Genomic DNA, 18754 nt, shown 5'->3' on the forward strand with positions numbered 1-18754 from the left:
CCGTCCATGACAGCCGCCGCCGAAATGGACCGGGAATCGCGCGCTGGCAACGGAGGGCTCGTGAGACCTGATCCGCATGGCTCGCACCGCGATACCATGCTCGCGACCTATCATCGGGACCGAACCTCAGCGGCCGCCTGACAGTGCGGCCCGTCGCTGGTATGCGAGCATGGCCGCGTCGATGCCGGCCGAGCCTGATCAGGACAGCATAGTGGGTCACGATCACGATCACGACGGCCACGACCACGATCACGGCAGCACGCTGTCGCCGATCGAGGCCCGCGTCCGCGCCCTGGAATCGCTGCTGATCGAGAAGGGCTATGTCCAGCCGGCCGCGTTGGACGCGCTGATCGAGCGCTATGAGCACCAGGTCGGCCCCCATAACGGTGCCCGTGTCGTCGCTCGCGCCTGGGTCGACCCGAGCTTCCGCGCCCGACTCCTGGCGGACGGCACGCCGGCCATCGCCGAGCTTGGCATCGGCGGGCGCGGCGGCGAGCACATGGTGGTGGTCGAGAACACGCCGGAGACGCACAACCTCGTCGTCTGCACCCTGTGCTCCTGCTATCCCTGGCCGGTGCTCGGGCTGCCGCCGGTCTGGTACAAGGCGCCGGCCTACCGCGCCCGCGCCGTGCTCGACCCGCGCGGGGTGCTCGCCGATTTCGGCCTGCGCTTGCCGGACACCACCCGCATCACCGTCTGGGATTCCACCGCCGAGACGCGCTTCATGGTCCTGCCGATGCGACCCGCGGGCACCGACGGCCTCGACGAGGCGGCCCTGGCCGCCCTGGTCACGCGAGATTCGATGATCGGCACCGGCCTGCCGCTGTCGCCGGGGGACGCGGCGTGAACGGCGCGCAGGATCTCGGCGGAGCGCACGGCTTCGGCCCCGTTGAGGCGGAAGCCAACGAGCCGGTCTTCCACGCCGAGTGGGAGCGGCGGGTCTTCGCACTCGCCATGGCGATGGGCTTCACCAAGACCTGGACACTGGATGCCAGCCGCGCCGCGCGGGAGTCGCTGCCGCCCGTCGAGTACCTGTCCTCGAGCTATTACGAGATCTGGCTGAGAGCGCTCGAGACCCAGCTTGCCGAGCACGGCCTCGCCAGCCCCGAGGAGATGCGGTCCGGCACGAGCCGGGTACCCCCGGGCCCGGTCGCCCGCGTGCTGCAGGGCGACGAGGTCGCGCCGCTCTTCGATCGCGGCTTCCCGAGTGACCGCCCGCCCGCCGCCCCGGCGCGCTTCGCTGTCGGCGACCGGATCATCGCCCGCAATCGCCATCCCCTCGGGCATACCCGGCTGCCGCGCTTCGTCCGTGGGCGGCCCGGGATCATCGAGCGCGTGCACGGCGCCTTCGTGTTCCCGGAGGCGGCCGCCGAGGGCCGCGACGCCCCTCCGCAGTGGCTCTACACGGCGGCTTTCGCGGCCGAGGATCTCTGGGGCGAGAGCGCCGATCCGGGTGGCCGCGTGACGATCGCGGCTTTCGAGAGCTATCTGGAGCCGAGCCGGTGAGCGCGACGTCCTGCGACGCCCCCCGCCCCTTCGCCGAGCCCTGGGAGGCGCAGGTCTTCGCCATCGTGGTCGCGCTTCAGGATGCGGGCATCGTCGGCACGGCCGAATGGGCAGAGGTTTTGGGCGCCGCCATCCGCCCCACGGCGGCCCCGGAGGCGCCGGCCGACTACGCCCATTGGCTCGCCGCCCTGGAAGTGATTCTCGACCGCCACCGCATCGCCGACCGCGCCGCCATCGACGGGCGCCGCGACGCCTTCCTGCGCGCGGCCGAGGCAACGCCGCACGGCCAGCCGATCCTGCTGGAGAACGGTCCGGGACCCGCCGACCACCTCTAGGGCGTCATCGGGTTGCACGGATCGGGCGGCAACCACGCCACGCCCGCCTGAGCCTTCATCCCCGCGAGCGTCGCGCTCCGGGGGGATCCGATAGAAGGGGTGACGCGGGACGCCGCGGAACCACTCATATGCTGCGCGCGAGGAAAACAACGGTTCCCCGGCGTCCCGCGGTCTCATGAGGCTGTCCTCGCAACCTCGCGGACCGATTTGACGTCACGATGTCGTCGGGTGGCTTCGACCTGTCGCTCAACCCATCCGGGTGCCGGGCCCTCTCACGAGAATCCCCCCATCCCCGGACCGTTGCGTGGCTACCTCCTTCCGTGCGCGCCGCCCCGTAGTGGACGACGCCGACAGCATCTCGGTGTCGCCCAGGCAGGGTCGGCCAAAGCCCGGCGCATTTCCTCGCCGAACCCCGCCACAGCCCGGGCAGACCTTGCGTCGACCCTTCCCGCCCGGGGCGGCGATGGGTGAGACCACCGACGCGGGCATCGCCCCGCCTCCCAAAGCACCGCCCTCGACCCCGCGGCGCTCCCCCGACAGGCGGGAAGCGAGTTCGGGTTTAAGATCATAAAATAGGAACTTTGTCAATAGGTCTGCCGGGGTGATGGCTTCGCGAACCAATGCCGGGACAGACAAATCTCCTCGCTCAATGCGAATCCGCAGCGCTCGCCCCGCCTTGCCATCCCCCACAAACCCGTCTACACGCCGCGCTTCGCGTTCGCTCCGGCCGGGGGCTGAACGGGCGGTGCCGTTCGCGGCATAGGGTTCCTCTCTTCGAAAACCCGTCGTCCGGTGTTCCCGCCTTCGACACTCCGCTCGGGCCATCAAACGGCTCGAAGGGCTTGGCGCCGAGAGAACAGCGAGACGAACCGGCCCGAGACACCCGCTATCGACGCGGTCGGGCTCCTTTTTGTGATGAAAGGCCCGAGAATGCCTCTCTACGAACACGTCTTCCTGGCGCGCCAGGACGTGACGGCCCAGCAGGTCGAGACCATGGTCGAGACCTACAAGGGCGTCATCGAAGCCAATGGCGGCACGATCGAGAAGATCGAGCCCTGGGGCATCAAGTCCCTCGCCTACCGGATCAAGAAGAACCGCAAGGCACATTTCACGCTCCTCAACATCTCCGCCCCCCCGGCCGCCGTGGCCGAGATGGAGCGCCAGATGCAGATCTCCGAGGACGTGCTGCGCTTCATGACCATCCGCGTCGAGCAGCTCGAGGCCGAGCCGTCGGCCATGATGCAGAAGCGCGACCGCGACGACCGCAAGGATCGCGACCGCGGCGACCGTCCGCGTCGTCGTGACGACGATTTCGGCGGTTTCGGCGGCGATCGTGGTGACCGTAGCTTCGGCGGGGAGAACTGATCATGGCTTTCGGTGCAAGCGCAGGAGCCGGTGGCGGCGGTGGCCGTCGTCCCTTCTTTCGTCGTCGCAAGACCTGCCCGTTCTCCGGCCCCAACGCGCCGAAGATCGACTACAAGGACGTGAAGCTGCTCTCTCGCTACGTCTCGGAGCGCGGCAAGATCGTTCCCAGCCGCATCACCGCGGTCTCGGCCAAGAAGCAGCGTGAGCTCGCCCAGGCGATCAAGCGCTCGCGCTTCCTCGGCCTGCTCCCCTACGTCATCAAGTAGTGTCTTGAGACTCTGCCGGCCCGGCATCGCTGGGCCGGCTCTCCGTCGCGGATGAGGCCCGGTCGGGCACTCGTCCCATCGCTGGGGCATCATGGGACGCCTCTAACCCTGCCCTCCTCGGGACAGCGGGACAGCGCAAGGTCAATGGTACAGAATCTCGGCATCGGCGTGCTCGCCGGCCTCGTCTCGGCGCTCCTCTTCGGGATGCTGATCAAGGCGACGCCCCTCGCCATCATCCTCTATCTGCTCGCCCCGCTGCCGATTCTCATCGTCGGGTTGGGCTGGAGCCACAAGGCCGGGCTCGCCGCCGTCGCGGCCGGCAGCCTCGCGCTCGCCCTCGCCTTCTCCCCGTTCCTCGGCATCGGCTTCGCCGCCTATCTCGCCGTTCCGGCCTGGTGGCTCGGCTATCTCGCGCTGCTCGGCCGGCCGAATGCCGACGGCAGCCTCGAATGGTACCCGGTCGGCCGCCTGCTCGCCTGGGTCGCCGGAACCGCGGCGCTCGCCTTCGTCGCCATCGCGGTGATCGCCGCGCCGAACTACGAGACCTTCCGCAGCCAGATCGGCTCCATGGCCAAGCGGGTCGTCCAAACGCAGATGCAGGGGCGCGGCCTGCCGACGCCGCCGGCCAAGCAGACCCCGCAATCCTCCGGCGAGACCCCTGCCCCGGCCCAGGAACCCTCGCCGGACGCCAAGCCGCAGGATATGCAGGAGGAGGTCTCCGATGCCCTCGCCACCGTCGCCCCCGGCCTCGCCGCGCAGGGCCTGACGATCCTGCTCGCGCTCTATCTCTGGCTCGCCGCGCGCATCGTGAAGATCTCCGGGCGCCTGATCCGGCCCTGGCCCGACATCCCCTCGACCCAGATGCCGCGCAACGCCCTGATCGTGCTGGCGGCGGCCTTCGCCCTTGCCATGGTGCCGGGCTATGCGGGCGTTCTCGGCGTCGCGCTGATCGGCGCGCTGAGCGCAGCCTTCGCCCTGCAGGGCCTCGCCGCCTTCCACGACCGCAGCCGCGGCCGGCCCGCCCGCGGCGCGCTCCTCTTCGGCCTCTACATGGTTCTCTTCATTACCCAGGGCCTCGCCTTCGTCGCCCTGACCCTGTTCGGCATCGCCGATACCGCGCTCGCCCGGCGCGTGCCCGCCACGGGGCATCCCGGCGGCCCCCGCCCTCACTGAAAACCAAGACCCAAACAAGGATCTACATCATGGACGTCATCCTCCTCGAACGCGTCGCCAAGCTCGGCCAGATGGGCGAGACCGTGAGCGTGCGCCCTGGCTACGCCCGCAACTTCCTCCTCGCCCGCGGCAAGGCCCTGCGCGCCACCGAGGCCAACAAGAAGCACTTCGAGGCCCAGCGCGCCCAGCTCGAGGCCCGCAACCTCGACCGTCGCAAGGAAGCCGAGGCCGTCTCCGAGAAGCTCGACGGCCAGAGCTTCGTGCTGATCCGCCAGTCGGGCGAGTCCGGCGTGCTCTACGGTTCGGTCTCGACCCGCGACCTCGCCGAGGTGGTGACCAAGGAAGGCTTCAGCGTCGGCCGCGAGCAGTTCGTGCTGCATCAGCCGATCAAGACGCTCGGCCTGCACAATGTGCCGGTGACGCTGCACCCCGAGGTCGAGGTCACCGTGACCGTCAACGTCGCCCGTTCGCCGGAAGAGGCCGAGCGCCAGGCCCGCGGTGAGTCCGTGACCGAGCGCGAGACCTTCAACCTCGACGACCTCGGCCTCGAAGTCGGTCAGGCGCTGGCCGATGCCGGCGAAGGCGCTGACGACCGCGGCTGAGCCGCCCGGAGCATGGGGACAGCGGGGAGCATGCCTGCCCGCTGTTGACTCGTTCGCAGTTTGTTCGACCATGGGCGCCCGCATTCCTGCCAGGGAATCGCGGGCGTTCGCGTTCTGTGTCGCGGGCGTTGCAGCCACGCGGTCCATGCGCGGCTAAGGTTCGGTTCACCCTGTCGAGGCATGGTGGAAGGATGATGGGCCCGTGCGGGGCCATCGCTTGAGGAGCGACTGCCATGGCCCTGCCGAACGCCCTCGTGGCGAAGCTGGAAACGGTCCAGACCGAGTATCGCGTCGCGCCCCACAACATCGATGCGGAGCAGGCGCTGCTCGGCGCAATGCTCGTGAACAACGATGCCTATTACCGCGTCTCGGATTTCCTGCTGCCCGAGCACTTCATGGAGGAGGTGCATCGCCGGATCTTCGAGACCGCCGCCTCGCTGATCAAGTCCGGCAAGCTCGCCACGCCGATCACCCTGAAGACCTATCTCGGCGACGCCGATCTCGGCGGCATCACGGTGATGGCCTATCTCGCCCGGCTCGCGGCCGAGGCGACCACCGTGTACAACGCGGCCGATTACGGCCGCACCATCTACGATCTCGCCATCCGGCGCCGGCTGATCACCATCGGCGAGGACCTCGTCAACGGCGCCTACGAGGCCCCGGTCGAATCGGCCCCGCGCGACCAGATCGAGGAGACCGAACGCAGGCTCTACGAGCTGGCGGAAGCCGGCAGATACGACGGCGGCTTCCAGAAGTTTTCCGACGCGCTCACCGCCGCCGTCGACATGGCGGCCAAGGCCTACCAGCGCGAGGGCAAGCTCTCGGGCATCGCCACCGGCCTGTCGGATCTCGACGCCAAGATGGGTGGCCTGCAGCCCTCCGACTTGATCATCCTCGCCGGCCGCCCGGCCATGGGCAAGACCTCGCTCGTCACCAATATCGGCTTCAACATCGCCAAGGCCTATCAGGGCGAGAAGCAGGCCGACGGCACGATCAAGACCAAGAACGGGGGCATCGTCGGGTTCTTCTCGCTCGAAATGTCGGCCGAGCAGCTCGCGACCCGTATCATCGCCGAGCAATCCGGTGTGCCTTCCTACAAGATCCGCCGCGGCGACATCCGTCCGGAAGACTTCTACAAGATCACCGACGCCGCCCGGGACATGCAGACGATCCCGTTCTACATCGACCAGTCCGGCGGCATCTCGATCGCGCAGCTTGCCGCCCGCGCCCGCCGCCTGAAGCGCCAGAAGGGGCTCGACGTGCTGATCGTCGACTACCTCCAGCTCCTGGCCGGCTCCGGCAAGCGCAGCGACAACCGCGTGCAGGAGATGACCGAGATCACCACCGGCATGAAGGCGCTGGCCAAGGAGCTCTCGGTTCCGATCATCGCCCTCTCGCAGCTCTCCCGTCAGGTCGAGAACCGCGACGACAAGCGCCCGCAGCTCTCGGACCTGCGCGAATCCGGCTCGATCGAGCAGGACGCCGACGTGGTGATGTTCGTGTTCCGCGAAGAGTACTACGTGAACAACAAGAAGCCCCGCGAGGGCACTGAGGAGTTCTTCGCCTGGGAGGCGGAGATGAACCGCGTCCACGGCAAGGCCGAGGTCATCCTGGGCAAGCAGCGCCACGGCCCGACCGGCACGGTGGAGCTGGCCTTCGACGCGAACATCACCCGGTTCTCGAACCTGGCGAGCGATGAGCGGATGCCGGAACGGATGTAGCCGTCACCCGCGGCGCCTCTTCCTCGCACCCACTCCCTCGTCCTGAGGGGATGGGTTTTCGGCGTCGATCACGCCTCAGCCCGCTCTGCGCAACGTAATCCGCGTCATCTCCGAGGGCCGCCCGAACCGCAGCGCAAAGCCCGGCCACAGCGCCGTGCCGTTGCTGACGTAGAGCGTCATCCCGCCGACCGCGTAGCGCCCGGACACGAACCCGCCATTGCCGTTCGCCACGAGGCGGTCGAGCCCTACGCTCATGCCGCCATGGGTGTGACCGGAGAGTTGGAGCGAGACGCCGCGCAGGGCGGCCTTTGGCGCTCCGCCCGGTTGATGGTCGAGCAGGAGGATGGGTGCGCCGTCCGGCGCGCCGGCCAGGGCCGCACCAAGGCTCGGGCCGGGCTGCCCGTGCCCGAGCGCGGACCGATCCGTGACGCCGGCCAGCACGATCTGGGCGTCGCCCCGCCGGAGCACCGCGTGCGCGTTCTCGAGCATGCGGATGCCCATGCCGCCGAGGTGGCGCATCCAGCCGGCGTAGTCGAAGAAATACTCGTGGTTGCCGGGGATCGCGTAGACGCCGTCCGGTGCCTGGAGATCGTGCAGAGGCTCGACATCGGCGCGGCGCATGTCGAGCGAGCCGTCGATGAAGTCGCCCGTCACCACGATCAGGTCCACGCCGGAGTCGTTCGCCCGCTGCACCATGGCCCTCGCCCAGCGCGCCGGAAACAGCCGGCTGATGTGCAGGTCCGTGAGGTGCAGCAGCCGGTAGCCCTCGAATTCCGGCGGAAGGTCGCGGATCGCGACCTCGACGTCGTTGAGGGGCGGCACGCGCAGGGCGCCCGCGACGCCGTAGGCGGCAAGCAGCGCGACCAGCCCCCCGGCGGCGCAGCGTAGGCCGTTCGGGATGTGGACGGGACCCTGCCGAACCAATGTCGCCGCCAGGGCACCGACATCGAGCATCAGCTGTAGCAGGGCCAGCAGCACGATCGCGCCAAAGGCCCAGTTGAACAGGATGACGATGAATCGCGGGAATTCGGGTGCGAAGACCGAGCCGGACGAGAGCCGGCTCCAGACATGGTACTGCGACACGAAGAGCATGATCCCAGCGATGCCAGCGCTGCCCCAGAGCGGCAGCGACAGCGGCCAGAGCCAACGCAGGATAACGACCAGGCTCGGGGCCGCGAGGATCAGGTGAAAGATGGCCGGTCTCCTCCGCATGCCGGGCTGCCCGGCTTAGCTAAGCGTGGCATCGCGCCGTTGCCAGTTGCGCTCCACGCAATACGTGGCGTCATCCAGCGCCGAGCATCGCTCGTCGGCCCCAGCTGCCCTTCGCGACGGGCGACCTTTCATGGCCCGTGGCCACAGCCTGGGAACAAAGCGATTCGAGCGGCCTTCCCCGTGCCGGAGACGCCCGTTCCGCGCTCGCGCCAAACTTCGGAAGCGCCATGGCCCAACAGATCCCGGTCGATCCTCGCGCCCGTGCCGACGACCCGAGCAGCGATGCCGCCCGCGACGACGGCACCCACGAAGTCGCAGCCGATCTCGCCTATCGCCGGCTGCTCCTGGTCAACGTGGTGTTCATTGGCCCGCCGAATGCCGGGGATCGCGGCTGGGTCCTCGTGGATGCCGGCGTTCCGGGCTCGAAAAAGACCATTCGCGAGACCGCGCAGACCCGCTTCGGTGCCGGCGCGCGGCCAGCCGCGATCCTGCTGACCCACGGCCATTTCGACCATGTCGGCGTGCTGGAGGATCTCGCGCAGGAATGGGATGCGCCCGTCTACGCCCACGCCCTGGAGCGCCCCTATCTCGACGGCAGCGCCGCTTATCCGACTCCGGACCCCAGCGTCGGCGGCGGCCTGATGGCGCGCATCTCGCCGCTCTATCCGACCAATCCGGTCGACGTCTCGGCGCGCCTGCACACCCTACCCGAGGATGGCAGCGTGCCTCATCTCGACGGCTGGCGCTGGATCCATACCCCGGGCCATTCGACCGGACATGTCTCGTTCTGGCGGGAGGCCGACGGCTCGCTCGTCGTCGGTGATGCCTTCGTGACGACGGCGCAGGAATCCGCCTATGCGGTCGCCACTCAGGCTCCCGAGTTGCATGGGCCGCCGCTCTACCTGACGATCGACTGGCCGGCGGCGGCGGAGTCGGTGCGGCGGCTCGCAGCGTTGAAGCCGGAACGCGCGATCACAGGGCATGGGCGGCCACTGTCGGGGCCGGAACTGAGACGCGGGCTCGATGCGCTGGCCCAGGATTTCGAGCGGATCGCGGTGCCCGAGCAGGGCCGCTACGTCGCTGCCCCGGCGCGCGCGGAGGATGGCTCCGCCTATCGCGCCCCGTGAGCCCCGCTCTCGCTGCAATGGGACGTTGAGAATGCCCTCAGCTGCAACGGCAGTGACGCGACGGGAACCGGATCGTGCGAGCTTTCCGGTCGGGGCCGGCATCCTGTTCGGGCTCGGACTCGGCGGCTTCTTCGACGGCATCGTGCTCCATCAGGTGCTGCAATGGCACCATATGCTGAGTTCCTGGTACCCCATTACCTCTCTCGAAAACCTCGAACTCAACACGCTGTGGGACGGCATCTTCCACAGCACCACCTACGTATTCGTGGTGCTCGGCCTGTTCGTCCTCTGGCGGCACGCGCATCGCCGTCACCTGTTTTGGTCGAACAGGAGCCTCATCGGCAGCCTTCTCGTCGGTTGGGGCAGCTTCAACTTGGTCGAGGGACTCGTCGATCACGCCTGGCTCGGCGTACACCACGTCAACGAGCAGGCCGAGCGACAGCACTGGATTTATTGGGATGCCGGTTTCCTGGCCTGGGGCCTCGCCATGGTGCTGATCGGATGGTGGCTACTGCGCACGGGGCAGGCCCTGTCGCACCGACCGGCCTCCGGATGATACCTCGTCAGCCAGAACCGAGTGCTGGCGCCGGCCCAGTCCGGCGGGCCTTGCCCTATCTGGCTCTGTTCGCGGGGCTGATCCTGGCGACGGCGCCAGCTTGGCGGCACTGGCTGCTCGATCTCCGCCCGACACTGGAGGATCTCCTGCAGATACGCTGCGGTCCGAGGTAATCGGCCGACTCCTGCACCATACTTCGCGCGACGGCGGATGCCGCCCGATCATCCCGCTAAATGTGCTCCACCATCGAGCTATGGTGCGGTTGCGCACCTCACAGATAGACTAGGCGTACTTATGCGCCAAAAGCGAAGCTCCGGCGCTTGAAGAACGGCGCAGGTCGCCCAAATTCGGTCGCGACGGGATCGCGATGGCGTCGCGGTTCCTGCAGCCCCTTCAGGCTGCGTTTCCTCCCAAGGACTTCGGGCCGCCCCTCAACGGGCGGCCCTTTTTTCTGCGGGAGTGGCCGCCCTCAGGCGACGACGATTGCCGAGCCGGCCTTCACGCGGTTCAGCGCGACCAGAGGCATACCGCACACTCGAAGTGACCGCCTTCGATCTCACCGATCTCAGCGTCGTTGCCTGCCTCGCGGTATTCCGAATGCCTACACGGTCCCCGGATTTCGTGGCGGTCACAGCGTAACGTCGGCACCGGGCAGCGGTCGGCGATCCTCCCGCTGCAGTCGCATGATCGTCTCCCGCAGCCATCGTTGCGCCGGCACCTCGTCGTTCGAGGCGTGCCAGATCATCGAGATGGCCATGTCAGGCAGTGCGATGGGCGCCGGGCTGACGGTGAGGCCCATCGACTCTCCGAAGAAGCGTGCGAGCTGTGAGAGCATCGTGGCAATGACGGGCGCCTGCTGCAGCACGAAGGGCATCACGGTAAAGCGCGGCGAGGTCATCGCGATCACGCGCGTACGGCCGATCTTGGCGAGCGCGTCGTCCACCACGCCATGGGACGTCTCGACGAGGCTGGTGAGCAGGTGCGGCAGCCGGACGTAGTCCTCGAGCGAGATCGGCGGCGTGACGCCGACGAGATCGGCGTTGAACACGCAGAGATAGTTCTCCCGGTAGAGCACGCGCCTCTTGTGGTGCGTCTGACCCTGCTCGAACACGCCGATTCCGAGATCGACGCGGCCAGTATCGAGGTCGTCCAGGATACGCAGCCGGTCGACGGTATGGAGCAGCAGCTTCACCCCTGGTGCCACGGCCTGCAGATGCGCCACGAGTTGCGGCATCAGCAGCACCTCGGTCGAGTCCGGGATGCCGAGCGTGAAGGTGACGTCGGCGGTTGCCGGGTCGAAGGCCTGAGGCGGCGCGACGATCGCCTCGATCTGCGCCAGGGCAGCCCGCACGGGTTGGACCAGCGCCAATGAGCGCGGCGTCGGCCGCATGCCCTCCGGCGCCCGGGTCAGGATCTCATCGCGAAAGACAGTGCGCAGCCGGCCGAGAGCGTGGCTCATCGCCGATTGGCCAATCCCCACCCGCGCTGCGGCGCGCGTTACGCTGCGCTCCGTGAGCAGGGCGTCGAGTGCCACGAGCAGATTCAGATCGAGACTAGCTAAATGAATGTGATCGATACTCATTATGCACGCAATCTGTTTGATTAATTGGTGCGGTGCAAACAGATTGTGCTCACGAAACGGCGGTTGGCCCGCCGGCACGTTGAGGATCACATCATGTCCAACCGTATCACTCGCACCACCACCGCTATCGCCCTCGGTCTCGCCGCGCTCGCGACCCCGGCCCTGGCCGACGAGACTGCCGGCGCCAAGACTGTCGGCGCGATGACCTTCGAGACCCGCGGCATCGCGGTCAACGCCATGCAGGTCGGTCGCCAGGGTGGCTTCGCCACTGCCGGTGTCGCCCAGTGGATCAAGACACCGGCCGAGCAGTCCGATGCCGCCTTCCACAACGCCGGTAGCGTCGGTGCCCTGACGCTCGAAACCCTTGGCCTCGCAACCAATGCTGGAGACGTGCGCAGCCAGGGCGGCGCCAGGACGGCAGCGGCCGTCCGCTGGACTTCGGCGCCGGCCGAATAACGAAGAGGCGGGCGGAGGCACCCCTCCGTCCGCTTCTGCGCCCAATTCCATTCATCCCTTCTTCCTGAAATCTGCAGCGAAGCCTCGCGATGGGGGGATGGGTGAAATCGCCTGCCGGGAGCCATCCGGCTCACGGATGACATCGCACAGCAACGGCGATACCTCCGGGGCGACGCCTTTACCTGCGGGGAGTTTAGCGATCCCGTCCCAAAGCCCCGCCGTCGCGCACGGCGCATGTCTCACCATCGATCTCGACGCGATCGTCGCAAATTGGCGCCGGCTCGCGGCCGAGGCGCCGGGCGCCGAATGCTCCGCAGTCGTGAAGGCCGACGCCTATGGGTGCGGCCTCGCCGTCGTCGCGCCGGCCCTGGCGCGGGCGGGCTGCGGCAGCTTCTTCGTCGCACATCTCGAAGAGGGCATCGCGGCACGCGCCTGCCTGCCCGAGTCTGACATCTACATCCTGAACGGCCTCGCGCCCGGCAGCGCTCCAGCCTTTGCCGAGCATCGGCTGATACCGGTCCTCGGTTCGCACGAGGAGTTGGCCGAATGGGCTGCCCTATCCGAGGGCCAGTGGCCGGCGGCGCTCCATGTCGATACCGGCATGAACAGGCTCGGTCTGCGCGTGCCGGAGGCCCTGGCGCTCGCGGGCGATCCGCTTCTCGCCCGCGCCGGCATCCGCCTGCTGATGAGCCATCTCGTCAGTGCCGAGAAGCCGGACGAGCCGGTCAATGCCCGCCAGATCGAGGCCTTCGCCGCTCTCCGCCAGGCTCTACCGGGCATCCCGGCTTCGCTCGCCAATTCGTCCGGGGTTTTTCTCGGTGCTGCGGCCCGGCACGACCTGCTCCGTCCCGGCTACGCGCTCTACGGCGGCAACCCGACGCCGTACCGCACGGAGAATCCCATGCGTCCGGTGGTGCGGCTCGATTCGCCGATCCTCCAGATCCGCGACGTCGAGGCCGGCGACACGGCCGGATATAACGCCCGCTGGCAGGCCCCCTCCCCCCGCCGCCTGGCGACGCTCTCCATCGGCTACGCTGACGGCTATCCCCGCTCGGCGAGCAATGCCGGCCGAGCCTTGGTCGAGGGTGTGGCCTGCCCCATCCTCGGCCTGATCTCGATGGACCTGATCATCCTCGACGTTACGAACGTGCCAGGTGCCCGCCGCGGCACGATGGCGACCTTGATCGGCGATGGGCTCGACATCGACGCGGTTGGCCAAGCGGCCGGGACGATCGGTTACGAGATTCTGACGGGGCTAGGTTCCCGTTATGTTCGCAGCTATACTGGCGGCTGACTGATTGCGCTCCTCCAACCCACCATCCCCTTCCTGAGGTGCTGACGCGAAGCGGCGGCCTCGCAGGAGAGTTCCAGGCGCCGCAGCGATCCCTGAGGCCCTCCTTCGAGGCTCGGCTGCGGCTCACGCCCCGGGATGAGTGTGGGATTGGAAGGGGCGCCCGCCGACACCATACATCCCGAGCCCATGGCCAAAATTCACCAGACCTTCGTCTGCCAGTCCTGTGGGGCGGTCTATAATCGCTGGCGCGGACGCTGCGAGGCCTGCAACGGCTGGAACACGATCGTCGAGGAGACCGGCACGGCGGGCCCGGCATCCGGCCCCGTCGCGACGCGGCCGTCGCGAGCGCGAGGCCGCGTGTTCCCGCTGGAGGGCCTGACCGGCGAGGCCAAGGAGGCGCCGCGCACGCCCTCCGGCATCGCCGAACTCGACCGTGTCACCGGCGGCGGCTTCGTGCGCGGCTCGGTGATCCTCATCGGCGGTGATCCCGGCATCGGCAAGTCGACTCTGCTGATGCAGGCGGGCGCCGCCATGGCCTGGCGCAAGGAGCGCGTCGTCTACATCTCGGGCGAGGAGGCGGTCGGGCAGGTGCGCCTGCGCGCCGAGCGCCTCGGCCTCGCCGACCGGAACGTCGAGCTCGCGGCCGAGACCAATGTCGAGGACATCGTCGAGACGCTCTCGCAGGGCCGTCCGCCAGCTCTCGCCATCATCGACTCGATCCAGACCATGTGGACCGAGACGGTCGAATCGGCGCCCGGCACAGTGACCCAGGTGCGGTCCTCTGCCCAGGCCCTGATCCGCTTCGCCAAGACAACAGGCACGGCCGTGATCCTCGTTGGCCACGTCACCAAGGATGGCCAGATCGCGGGCCCGCGCGTCGTCGAGCACATGGTCGATGCCGTGGCGTCGTTCGAGGGCGACCAGGGCCATCACTTCCGGATCTTGCGCGCCGTCAAAAACCGCTTCGGCCCAACCGACGAGATCGGTGTCTTCGAGATGACCGATGGCGGGCTCGCCGAGGTGCCGAACCCCTCGGCCCTGTTCCTCGCCGGCCGCGACCACGCCGCGCCGGGCACCGCGGTCTTCGCCGGGATGGAGGGCACGCGCCCGCTGCTCGTCGAGATCCAGGCGCTGGTGGCACCCTCGTCGCTCGGCATGCCGCGCCGCGCGGTCGTGGGCTGGGACCCGAACCGGCTCTCGATGGTGCTCGCCGTGCTGGAGGCCCATGGCGGCATCCGGCTCGGCGCGCACGACGTCTATCTCAACGTCGCGGGCGGCCTCCGCATCACCGAACCCGCCGCCGATCTCGCGGTCGCAGCGGCTCTCGTTTCCTCTATGTCCGGCGCGCCCCTGCCGGCGGAGACGGTGTATTTCGGTGAGCTCGGCCTCTCCGGCGCGGTACGACCGGTTTCGCAGGCGGTGGCGCGCCTGAAAGAGGCGGAGAAACTCGGCTTCTCGAAGGCCGTCATGCCGCAGGCCCGCAGCGAGGTCGGCGAGCGCGCGATGCAAACGGAGGCTCTGCGCCACATCGCCGATCTCGTCGCCGGCATTGCCTCGGGCGCGCCGCGCGGCGGCGGACGGCGCCGGGCCGCACGTGACTGGCCGAGTGACGATGAGGACGTGTGACGGCTCCCCTTTCCCCGTGTGGAGGGAGAGGGAAAATGCGCACGATCGGACAGAGCGATAGGAAAACGAGGCCGCTGCCTACGGACCGGCCGGCTTCTCGGGCTCGGCCTTCTTTGCCTGCGACCCGGCCGTCGGAGTCGCGGCTAGATCGGGCTGCAGCAGCGACAGGGTGATGGCGCGGGTGACGTGCTCGGCCATGCAACGCAGGCCGAGATCGTTCAGCCGGAAATGGCGGCCGAGCATATGCGTCTCGCTGCCCTTGTCGGAACTGGCCGAGAGGAAGCGCATCGCCTCGTAGCGCCGGACCAGCGGAACGCCCTGGGCCACGGCCACGTCCTGCACCTTGTGCACGAGCTCGTTATACGATTCGTCGTCGGCGACGCTCTGGGTAAAGAGCGGGTCGATCAGCACCACGTCGATATGGTGCGACTTGATCCACTCCACCGTGTCCTTGAGCGCGTCGGCGAAAGCAGTGGCATCGACCCGCGCCAGCGCATCGTTGGTGCCGACCTGCCAGACCACGAGGTCCGGCTCGACCTCGGCAACGATGGTGCGCAGGCGCTCGCCGGCTCCGCTGGCCACCTCGCCCGAGAGGGCACGCGACTCGATCTGGACATCGACGTTTGGCAGCGAGCGCTCGAGGGCGTTCTCGAGTCGCACGGGATAGGATGTCGAGGCGCCGAGCCCCGAAGAGGACGAGCCCACCGAGAGCACGTGCACTGGGCGTTGCTCCTTGAGGGCGTGCTTCACAGAGCTCAGTCTGGCGAGCGTGTAGAGCTTGGAGCCCGGCACGCGGCATTCCGGCGAAAGGCTGAGGTCGACCCCCTCCTTCGGCGCCGAGCCAGGCGCGGAGGCTGGCGGATGCGGCGGCGAGACCACGGTCGCGACGCCTTCCGCGAGCGCGGAGACGGCAGAAACCGTGAGGCACAGGCCGAGGGCTGCGGCGCCTACGAGGCTGCAGGTGCGTCGGCCGCCTTCTTTGGCCGGCGGGAACGCCATTCGACGAACCATGCGGTGAAACCCAGAGCAAACAGGCCGAAGCCTACGACCGAAATATCTACGACTATACCACCGCCATACTGAAACCTCACGAATTGCGCCGCGAGGCTTATGAGCGATCCCATCGAGAAGACCGCGAGAGAGTTTCGACCCAATCCAGCCAGGAAACCTGTGAGCCAGCCGGCTTTCGGCGCGATCCAATCGTAGACGAGCTGAAAGGCCAGCAGGACTCCACAGAAGTGGATCAGGCGAGCGGGCGAAAGGTAGGTCTTGTCGAAGGTGAAGATAAGACGTGGCTCGGGAACCATCAGTGGATCGGGCCGCAGTTCGAATACCGAGAGCACGACTCCGACGATGACGATCGCGACGCCCGGCAGCAGCAACCGTCGACACCATGCTCGGAAGCGCGGCTCGTCACGGCTCCAGTTCTGCAGGGTGAACCCGAGCACGAGCAGGAGTTGCCAGCAGAACGGGTTGAAGAACCAGTCGCCGTCGCCGGGCCAGGAGGGAAAGTCCCACTCGAAGACGAGGCTCGTTGCATAGATGCAGAAGGACAAAGCCAGCGCGCCGGCCCGGCTGATCCGCGACAGCAGCACGAAGACCGGCGCCACCGCGATCAGGACGACGTAGAGCGGCAGGATGTTGAAAAAGCCGAGCTGGTAGGTCAGCAGCACCAGCCCGCACAGGGACTGGATCGGGTCGGCGAAGAAGCCGCCGGCATTGTGCCACTCGAGGATCAGCGGGTTGTCGAGCAGCAGGGCCGTGCCCGCGATCATCGCGAGCGCCAGGACCATGATGATGACCTGCGCGCGGTAGACTTCGACGGTGCGCGATAGCAGTCGGACGACCGAGGTCAGGGCAGGCTCAGGCCGCCCATCGCGGTCGCGCGTCGCCAGCCCGATCGACCAGCCGGCCAGGAACACGAACAGCTCGGCTGCGTCCGAGATCCCGTATTGCGAGTAGGTCCAGCGCTCGAAGGTGTTGCCGGGGATATGGTTGATGAAGATCGTGATGAGGGCGAAGCCGCGCCAGAAATCGATCGCGTTCGGTCCACGCATCGGGCTCCCGTCTCCGGCGAGGGTTGGATTGACACGCCCATTGGCGAGCGTAGGCAGACGTCACGCGACGAGGGCGCGCCCTGATAAGGCGCCCGTGCCGTTCTGGAAAGCGGAACCAGGGGCGCCGGCCGCTTGCCGGGAGATCGGACACCCGGTCATGCTGTCACATGTTAAGATGTACCGTTGCGCAAAAGTGACTGTATTTTGCATACATGCCTGCTAGATAGGCAACGTCCGTTCCAGAGACCACGGACTACCTCAGCCAGCGCGTCCGCTTCGGGCGCGCTGTTTGTTTTTCGGGATCTGCTCACGCATCGGCGCCAATTTGGCGAGCTGCGTGCCAGCTCTGAAGCCCGGCCAGCGTCACGACGCCATCGGGCCAGGTCACGCCTGAAAGATGCTGGTGCGGCCGTCCGGGCTCACCAAGATCCGACACTGCCGAGAAGGCGCCGTCGAGGCGATGGCTCCGCGTATATCGGCTGCGGGTTGCGAGCACCGACAGGCCCGCATCGAGCGCCGAGCGGATGCCAGCCGCCGAGTCCTCGAAGGCGATGCCGTCCGCCGGATCGATCCCGAGCCGTTCCACCGCGATGTCGAAGATGTCGGGCGCCGGCTTCTTATTGGCTGCCTCGTCCCCCGCGGCGATGACATCGAAGGGTTTGTCGCCGTCCGGAAAATTGATTGCCACGAGCCGGTCGAGATTCAGCCGCGTCGTCGTTGTCGCGACGCCGAGCCGGACGCCGGCGGCCCGCGCCTCCGCGATGATCCGGGCAACGCCGGGCCGGAGTTTGAGATGGCCGGTCTCGATCAACTCACCGTAGATTTGCGTCTTCAGATCGTGGATCTCAGGCATGCGCGCGGCGAGCGCCTGCTCGTTATCGGGATGCGTCTGCGCAATATAATGCAGCAATCGCTCCTTGCCGCCCATGACCTTCAGCAGCTCGGCATACTGCTCCGGGCTCCAGTGCCAGGACAGGCCGAGCTGATCGAAGGCACGGTTGAAGGCCTGCCTGTGCAGGTCCTCGGTCTCAGCCAGCGTGCCGTCGACGTCGAAGATCAGGGCCTTCAGCATCGCAGGCCGTCTCGGCCGGTGGCCATGTTCGCGCCCTCGCGGATGGCGGAGACGTTACTGGCATAGGCCTCCGGCCCGCCGCTGAAGACGCCCGAGCCGGCGACGAAGACGTTGGCGCCGGCTCGCGCGGCGTCGCCGACGGTCGCCGGGGTAATGCCGCCATCGACCTCGATGTCGATCGGACGCCCGGCAACCATCGCGCGGACGCGTGAGACCGTCTCCAGCGCCGACGGCAGGAAGCTCTGGCCGCCGAAACCGGGATTGACCGTCATGCAGACGACGAGGTCGACCATGTCGAGCAGCGGCTCGACCATCGTGGCCGGTGTGCCGGGGTTCAGCGCGATGCCGGCACGCTTGCCGAGCGCGCGGATGGTCTGCAGCGAGCGGTGGATGTGCGGTCCCGCCTCGACATGCACGGAGATCGTGTCGGCGCCCGCATCGGCGAAGGCGGCGAGATAGGGATCGGCCGGCGCGATCATGAGGTGCACATCGAAGTGCTTCCGGCTGTGCGGGCGCAGCGCCTTCACCAGCGCGGGCCCGAAGGTGATGTTGGGGACGAAATGCCCGTCCATCACGTCGAGATGGATCCAGTCGCCGCCGGCCTCGTCGACGGCGCGAACCTCCTCACCGAGCCGGGAGAAGTCGGCCGACAGAATGGAGGGGGCGATGATGGTCATGATGTCCTCGACGGGGAACGCATACGGCGCGCGGCCCGGCCCGTTGATGCGGACCATGGGAAACTAAGGCGGGGGTTGCCGCCGATGTAGTGGTCTTTCGTCCGGGCATGTATTCCGAAACGAGGGA

General features: G+C 67.9%; 19 protein-coding genes. 13 read left to right on the top strand and 6 right to left on the bottom strand.

All coding sequences use genetic code 11. The features are described from left to right. Nucleotides 1-181: 181 nt before the first annotated feature. The 8 genes from nthA (at nucleotide 182) to MGN01_RS14165 (ending at nucleotide 6968) form a co-directional block, all read left to right on the top strand. Nucleotides 182-847 (top strand): nitrile hydratase subunit alpha, encoded by a 666-nt coding sequence (nthA, locus tag MGN01_RS14130; RefSeq protein WP_147047574.1) that lies wholly within the window; start codon nucleotides 182-184, stop codon nucleotides 845-847. Next, complete coding sequence (gene nthB, locus MGN01_RS14135; protein WP_147047359.1) at nucleotides 844-1506, top strand: nitrile hydratase subunit beta; 663 nt, start codon at nucleotides 844-846, stop codon at nucleotides 1504-1506. Before nthA ends, nthB begins: the two co-directional genes overlap by 4 nt. Further along, nucleotides 1503-1841, top strand: coding sequence for a nitrile hydratase accessory protein (locus MGN01_RS14140; protein WP_147047360.1), 339 nt, complete (start codon nucleotides 1503-1505; stop codon nucleotides 1839-1841). The genes nthB and MGN01_RS14140 overlap by 4 nt, the downstream gene beginning before the upstream one ends. A gap of 930 nt (nucleotides 1842-2771) precedes the next feature. After that, on the top strand, nucleotides 2772-3206 hold the full coding sequence (gene rpsF / locus MGN01_RS14145; RefSeq protein WP_147047362.1) for a 30S ribosomal protein S6: 435 nt from the start codon (nucleotides 2772-2774) through the stop codon (nucleotides 3204-3206). A 2-nt stretch (nucleotides 3207-3208) separates the two neighbouring features. Next, nucleotides 3209-3472, top strand: coding sequence for a 30S ribosomal protein S18 (rpsR, locus tag MGN01_RS14150; protein ID WP_147047364.1), 264 nt, complete (start codon nucleotides 3209-3211; stop codon nucleotides 3470-3472). Nucleotides 3473-3616: 144 nt separating this feature from the next. After that, nucleotides 3617-4645 carry a DUF2232 domain-containing protein gene (locus MGN01_RS14155; RefSeq protein WP_147047366.1) on the top strand — a complete coding sequence of 343 codons (1029 nt, stop codon included), beginning with the start codon at nucleotides 3617-3619 and terminating at the stop codon, nucleotides 4643-4645. A 29-nt stretch (nucleotides 4646-4674) separates the two neighbouring features. Next, nucleotides 4675-5247 (top strand): 50S ribosomal protein L9, encoded by a 573-nt coding sequence (gene rplI, locus MGN01_RS14160; protein ID WP_147047368.1) that lies wholly within the window; start codon nucleotides 4675-4677, stop codon nucleotides 5245-5247. Nucleotides 5248-5480: 233 nt separating this feature from the next. Further along, nucleotides 5481-6968, top strand: a complete 1488-nt coding sequence (locus MGN01_RS14165; protein WP_147047370.1) for a replicative DNA helicase — start codon at nucleotides 5481-5483, stop codon at nucleotides 6966-6968. Between the two features lie 75 nt (nucleotides 6969-7043). On the opposite strand, the gene MGN01_RS14170 is transcribed toward MGN01_RS14165, so the two are convergent. After that, nucleotides 7044-8162 (bottom strand): metallophosphoesterase, encoded by a 1119-nt coding sequence (locus MGN01_RS14170; protein WP_210246078.1) that lies wholly within the window; start codon nucleotides 8160-8162, stop codon nucleotides 7044-7046. Between the two features lie 245 nt (nucleotides 8163-8407). Here MGN01_RS14170 and MGN01_RS14175 point away from each other — a divergent pair, with 245 nt between their 5' ends. Continuing rightward, complete coding sequence (locus tag MGN01_RS14175) at nucleotides 8408-9307, top strand: MBL fold metallo-hydrolase (protein ID WP_147047373.1); 900 nt, start codon at nucleotides 8408-8410, stop codon at nucleotides 9305-9307. A gap of 31 nt (nucleotides 9308-9338) precedes the next feature. Continuing rightward, nucleotides 9339-9863, top strand: a complete 525-nt coding sequence (locus MGN01_RS14180; RefSeq protein WP_147047375.1) for a DUF2243 domain-containing protein — start codon at nucleotides 9339-9341, stop codon at nucleotides 9861-9863. Between the two features lie 628 nt (nucleotides 9864-10491). On the opposite strand, the gene MGN01_RS14185 is transcribed toward MGN01_RS14180, so the two are convergent. Continuing rightward, the gene (locus tag MGN01_RS14185) at nucleotides 10492-11445 is read right to left on the bottom strand and encodes a LysR family transcriptional regulator (RefSeq protein ID WP_147047377.1); all 954 of its coding nucleotides are present in this window, start codon (nucleotides 11443-11445) and stop codon (nucleotides 10492-10494) included. A 93-nt stretch (nucleotides 11446-11538) separates the two neighbouring features. Between MGN01_RS14185 and MGN01_RS24145 the strand changes: the two genes are divergently transcribed. From MGN01_RS24145 to radA, 3 genes are all read left to right on the top strand, one after another. After that, nucleotides 11539-11901, top strand: a complete 363-nt coding sequence (locus tag MGN01_RS24145; RefSeq protein WP_238258092.1) for a hypothetical protein — start codon at nucleotides 11539-11541, stop codon at nucleotides 11899-11901. Between the two features lie 136 nt (nucleotides 11902-12037). Next, nucleotides 12038-13195: an alanine racemase gene (gene alr / locus MGN01_RS14195; RefSeq protein WP_147047379.1), complete on the top strand. Its 1158-nt coding sequence runs from the start codon at nucleotides 12038-12040 to the stop codon at nucleotides 13193-13195. Nucleotides 13196-13381: 186 nt separating this feature from the next. After that, nucleotides 13382-14821, top strand: coding sequence for a DNA repair protein RadA (gene radA, locus MGN01_RS14200; RefSeq protein WP_147047381.1), 1440 nt, complete (start codon nucleotides 13382-13384; stop codon nucleotides 14819-14821). A gap of 78 nt (nucleotides 14822-14899) precedes the next feature. Here the strand turns inward: radA and MGN01_RS14205 are convergent, their stop codons facing one another. From MGN01_RS14205 to rpe, 4 genes are all read right to left on the bottom strand, one after another. Then, complete coding sequence (locus MGN01_RS14205; protein WP_147047383.1) at nucleotides 14900-15820, bottom strand: SGNH/GDSL hydrolase family protein; 921 nt, start codon at nucleotides 15818-15820, stop codon at nucleotides 14900-14902. Then, nucleotides 15769-16878 (bottom strand): OpgC family protein, encoded by a 1110-nt coding sequence (locus tag MGN01_RS14210; RefSeq protein ID WP_147047385.1) that lies wholly within the window; start codon nucleotides 16876-16878, stop codon nucleotides 15769-15771. Before MGN01_RS14210 ends, MGN01_RS14205 begins: the two co-directional genes overlap by 52 nt. Before the next feature lie 307 nt (nucleotides 16879-17185). After that, complete coding sequence (locus MGN01_RS14215) at nucleotides 17186-17950, bottom strand: HAD-IA family hydrolase (protein ID WP_147047386.1); 765 nt, start codon at nucleotides 17948-17950, stop codon at nucleotides 17186-17188. Further along, a complete protein-coding gene (rpe, locus tag MGN01_RS14220; protein ID WP_147047388.1) occupies nucleotides 17944-18627 on the bottom strand; it encodes a ribulose-phosphate 3-epimerase in 684 nt (227 codons plus the stop codon). Before rpe ends, MGN01_RS14215 begins: the two co-directional genes overlap by 7 nt. Nucleotides 18628-18754 lie beyond the last annotated feature (127 nt).

It is taken from the genome of Methylobacterium gnaphalii (genome assembly GCF_007992215.1).
Lineage (GTDB): Bacteria > Pseudomonadota > Alphaproteobacteria > Rhizobiales > Beijerinckiaceae > Methylobacterium > Methylobacterium gnaphalii.

Coding starts and splice junctions, on each gene's coding strand:
- nthA (WP_147047574.1), top strand. CDS start 182: ATGCCGGCCGAGCCTGATCAGGACAGCATAGTGGGTCACGATCACGAT.
- rpsF (WP_147047362.1), top strand. CDS start 2,772: ATGCCTCTCTACGAACACGTCTTCCTGGCGCGCCAGGACGTGACGGCC.
- rpsR (WP_147047364.1), top strand. CDS start 3,209: ATGGCTTTCGGTGCAAGCGCAGGAGCCGGTGGCGGCGGTGGCCGTCGT.
- MGN01_RS14155 (WP_147047366.1), top strand. CDS start 3,617: ATGGTACAGAATCTCGGCATCGGCGTGCTCGCCGGCCTCGTCTCGGCG.
- rplI (WP_147047368.1), top strand. CDS start 4,675: ATGGACGTCATCCTCCTCGAACGCGTCGCCAAGCTCGGCCAGATGGGC.
- MGN01_RS14165 (WP_147047370.1), top strand. CDS start 5,481: ATGGCCCTGCCGAACGCCCTCGTGGCGAAGCTGGAAACGGTCCAGACC.
- MGN01_RS14175 (WP_147047373.1), top strand. CDS start 8,408: ATGGCCCAACAGATCCCGGTCGATCCTCGCGCCCGTGCCGACGACCCG.
- MGN01_RS14180 (WP_147047375.1), top strand. CDS start 9,339: ATGCCCTCAGCTGCAACGGCAGTGACGCGACGGGAACCGGATCGTGCG.
- MGN01_RS14185 (WP_147047377.1), bottom strand. CDS start 11,445: ATGAGTATCGATCACATTCATTTAGCTAGTCTCGATCTGAATCTGCTC.
- MGN01_RS24145 (WP_238258092.1), top strand. CDS start 11,539: ATGTCCAACCGTATCACTCGCACCACCACCGCTATCGCCCTCGGTCTC.
- alr (WP_147047379.1), top strand. CDS start 12,038: ATGACATCGCACAGCAACGGCGATACCTCCGGGGCGACGCCTTTACCT.
- radA (WP_147047381.1), top strand. CDS start 13,382: ATGGCCAAAATTCACCAGACCTTCGTCTGCCAGTCCTGTGGGGCGGTC.
- MGN01_RS14205 (WP_147047383.1), bottom strand. CDS start 15,820: ATGGCGTTCCCGCCGGCCAAAGAAGGCGGCCGACGCACCTGCAGCCTC.
- MGN01_RS14210 (WP_147047385.1), bottom strand. CDS start 16,878: ATGCGTGGACCGAACGCGATCGATTTCTGGCGCGGCTTCGCCCTCATC.
- MGN01_RS14215 (WP_147047386.1), bottom strand. CDS start 17,950: ATGCTGAAGGCCCTGATCTTCGACGTCGACGGCACGCTGGCTGAGACC.
- rpe (WP_147047388.1), bottom strand. CDS start 18,627: ATGACCATCATCGCCCCCTCCATTCTGTCGGCCGACTTCTCCCGGCTC.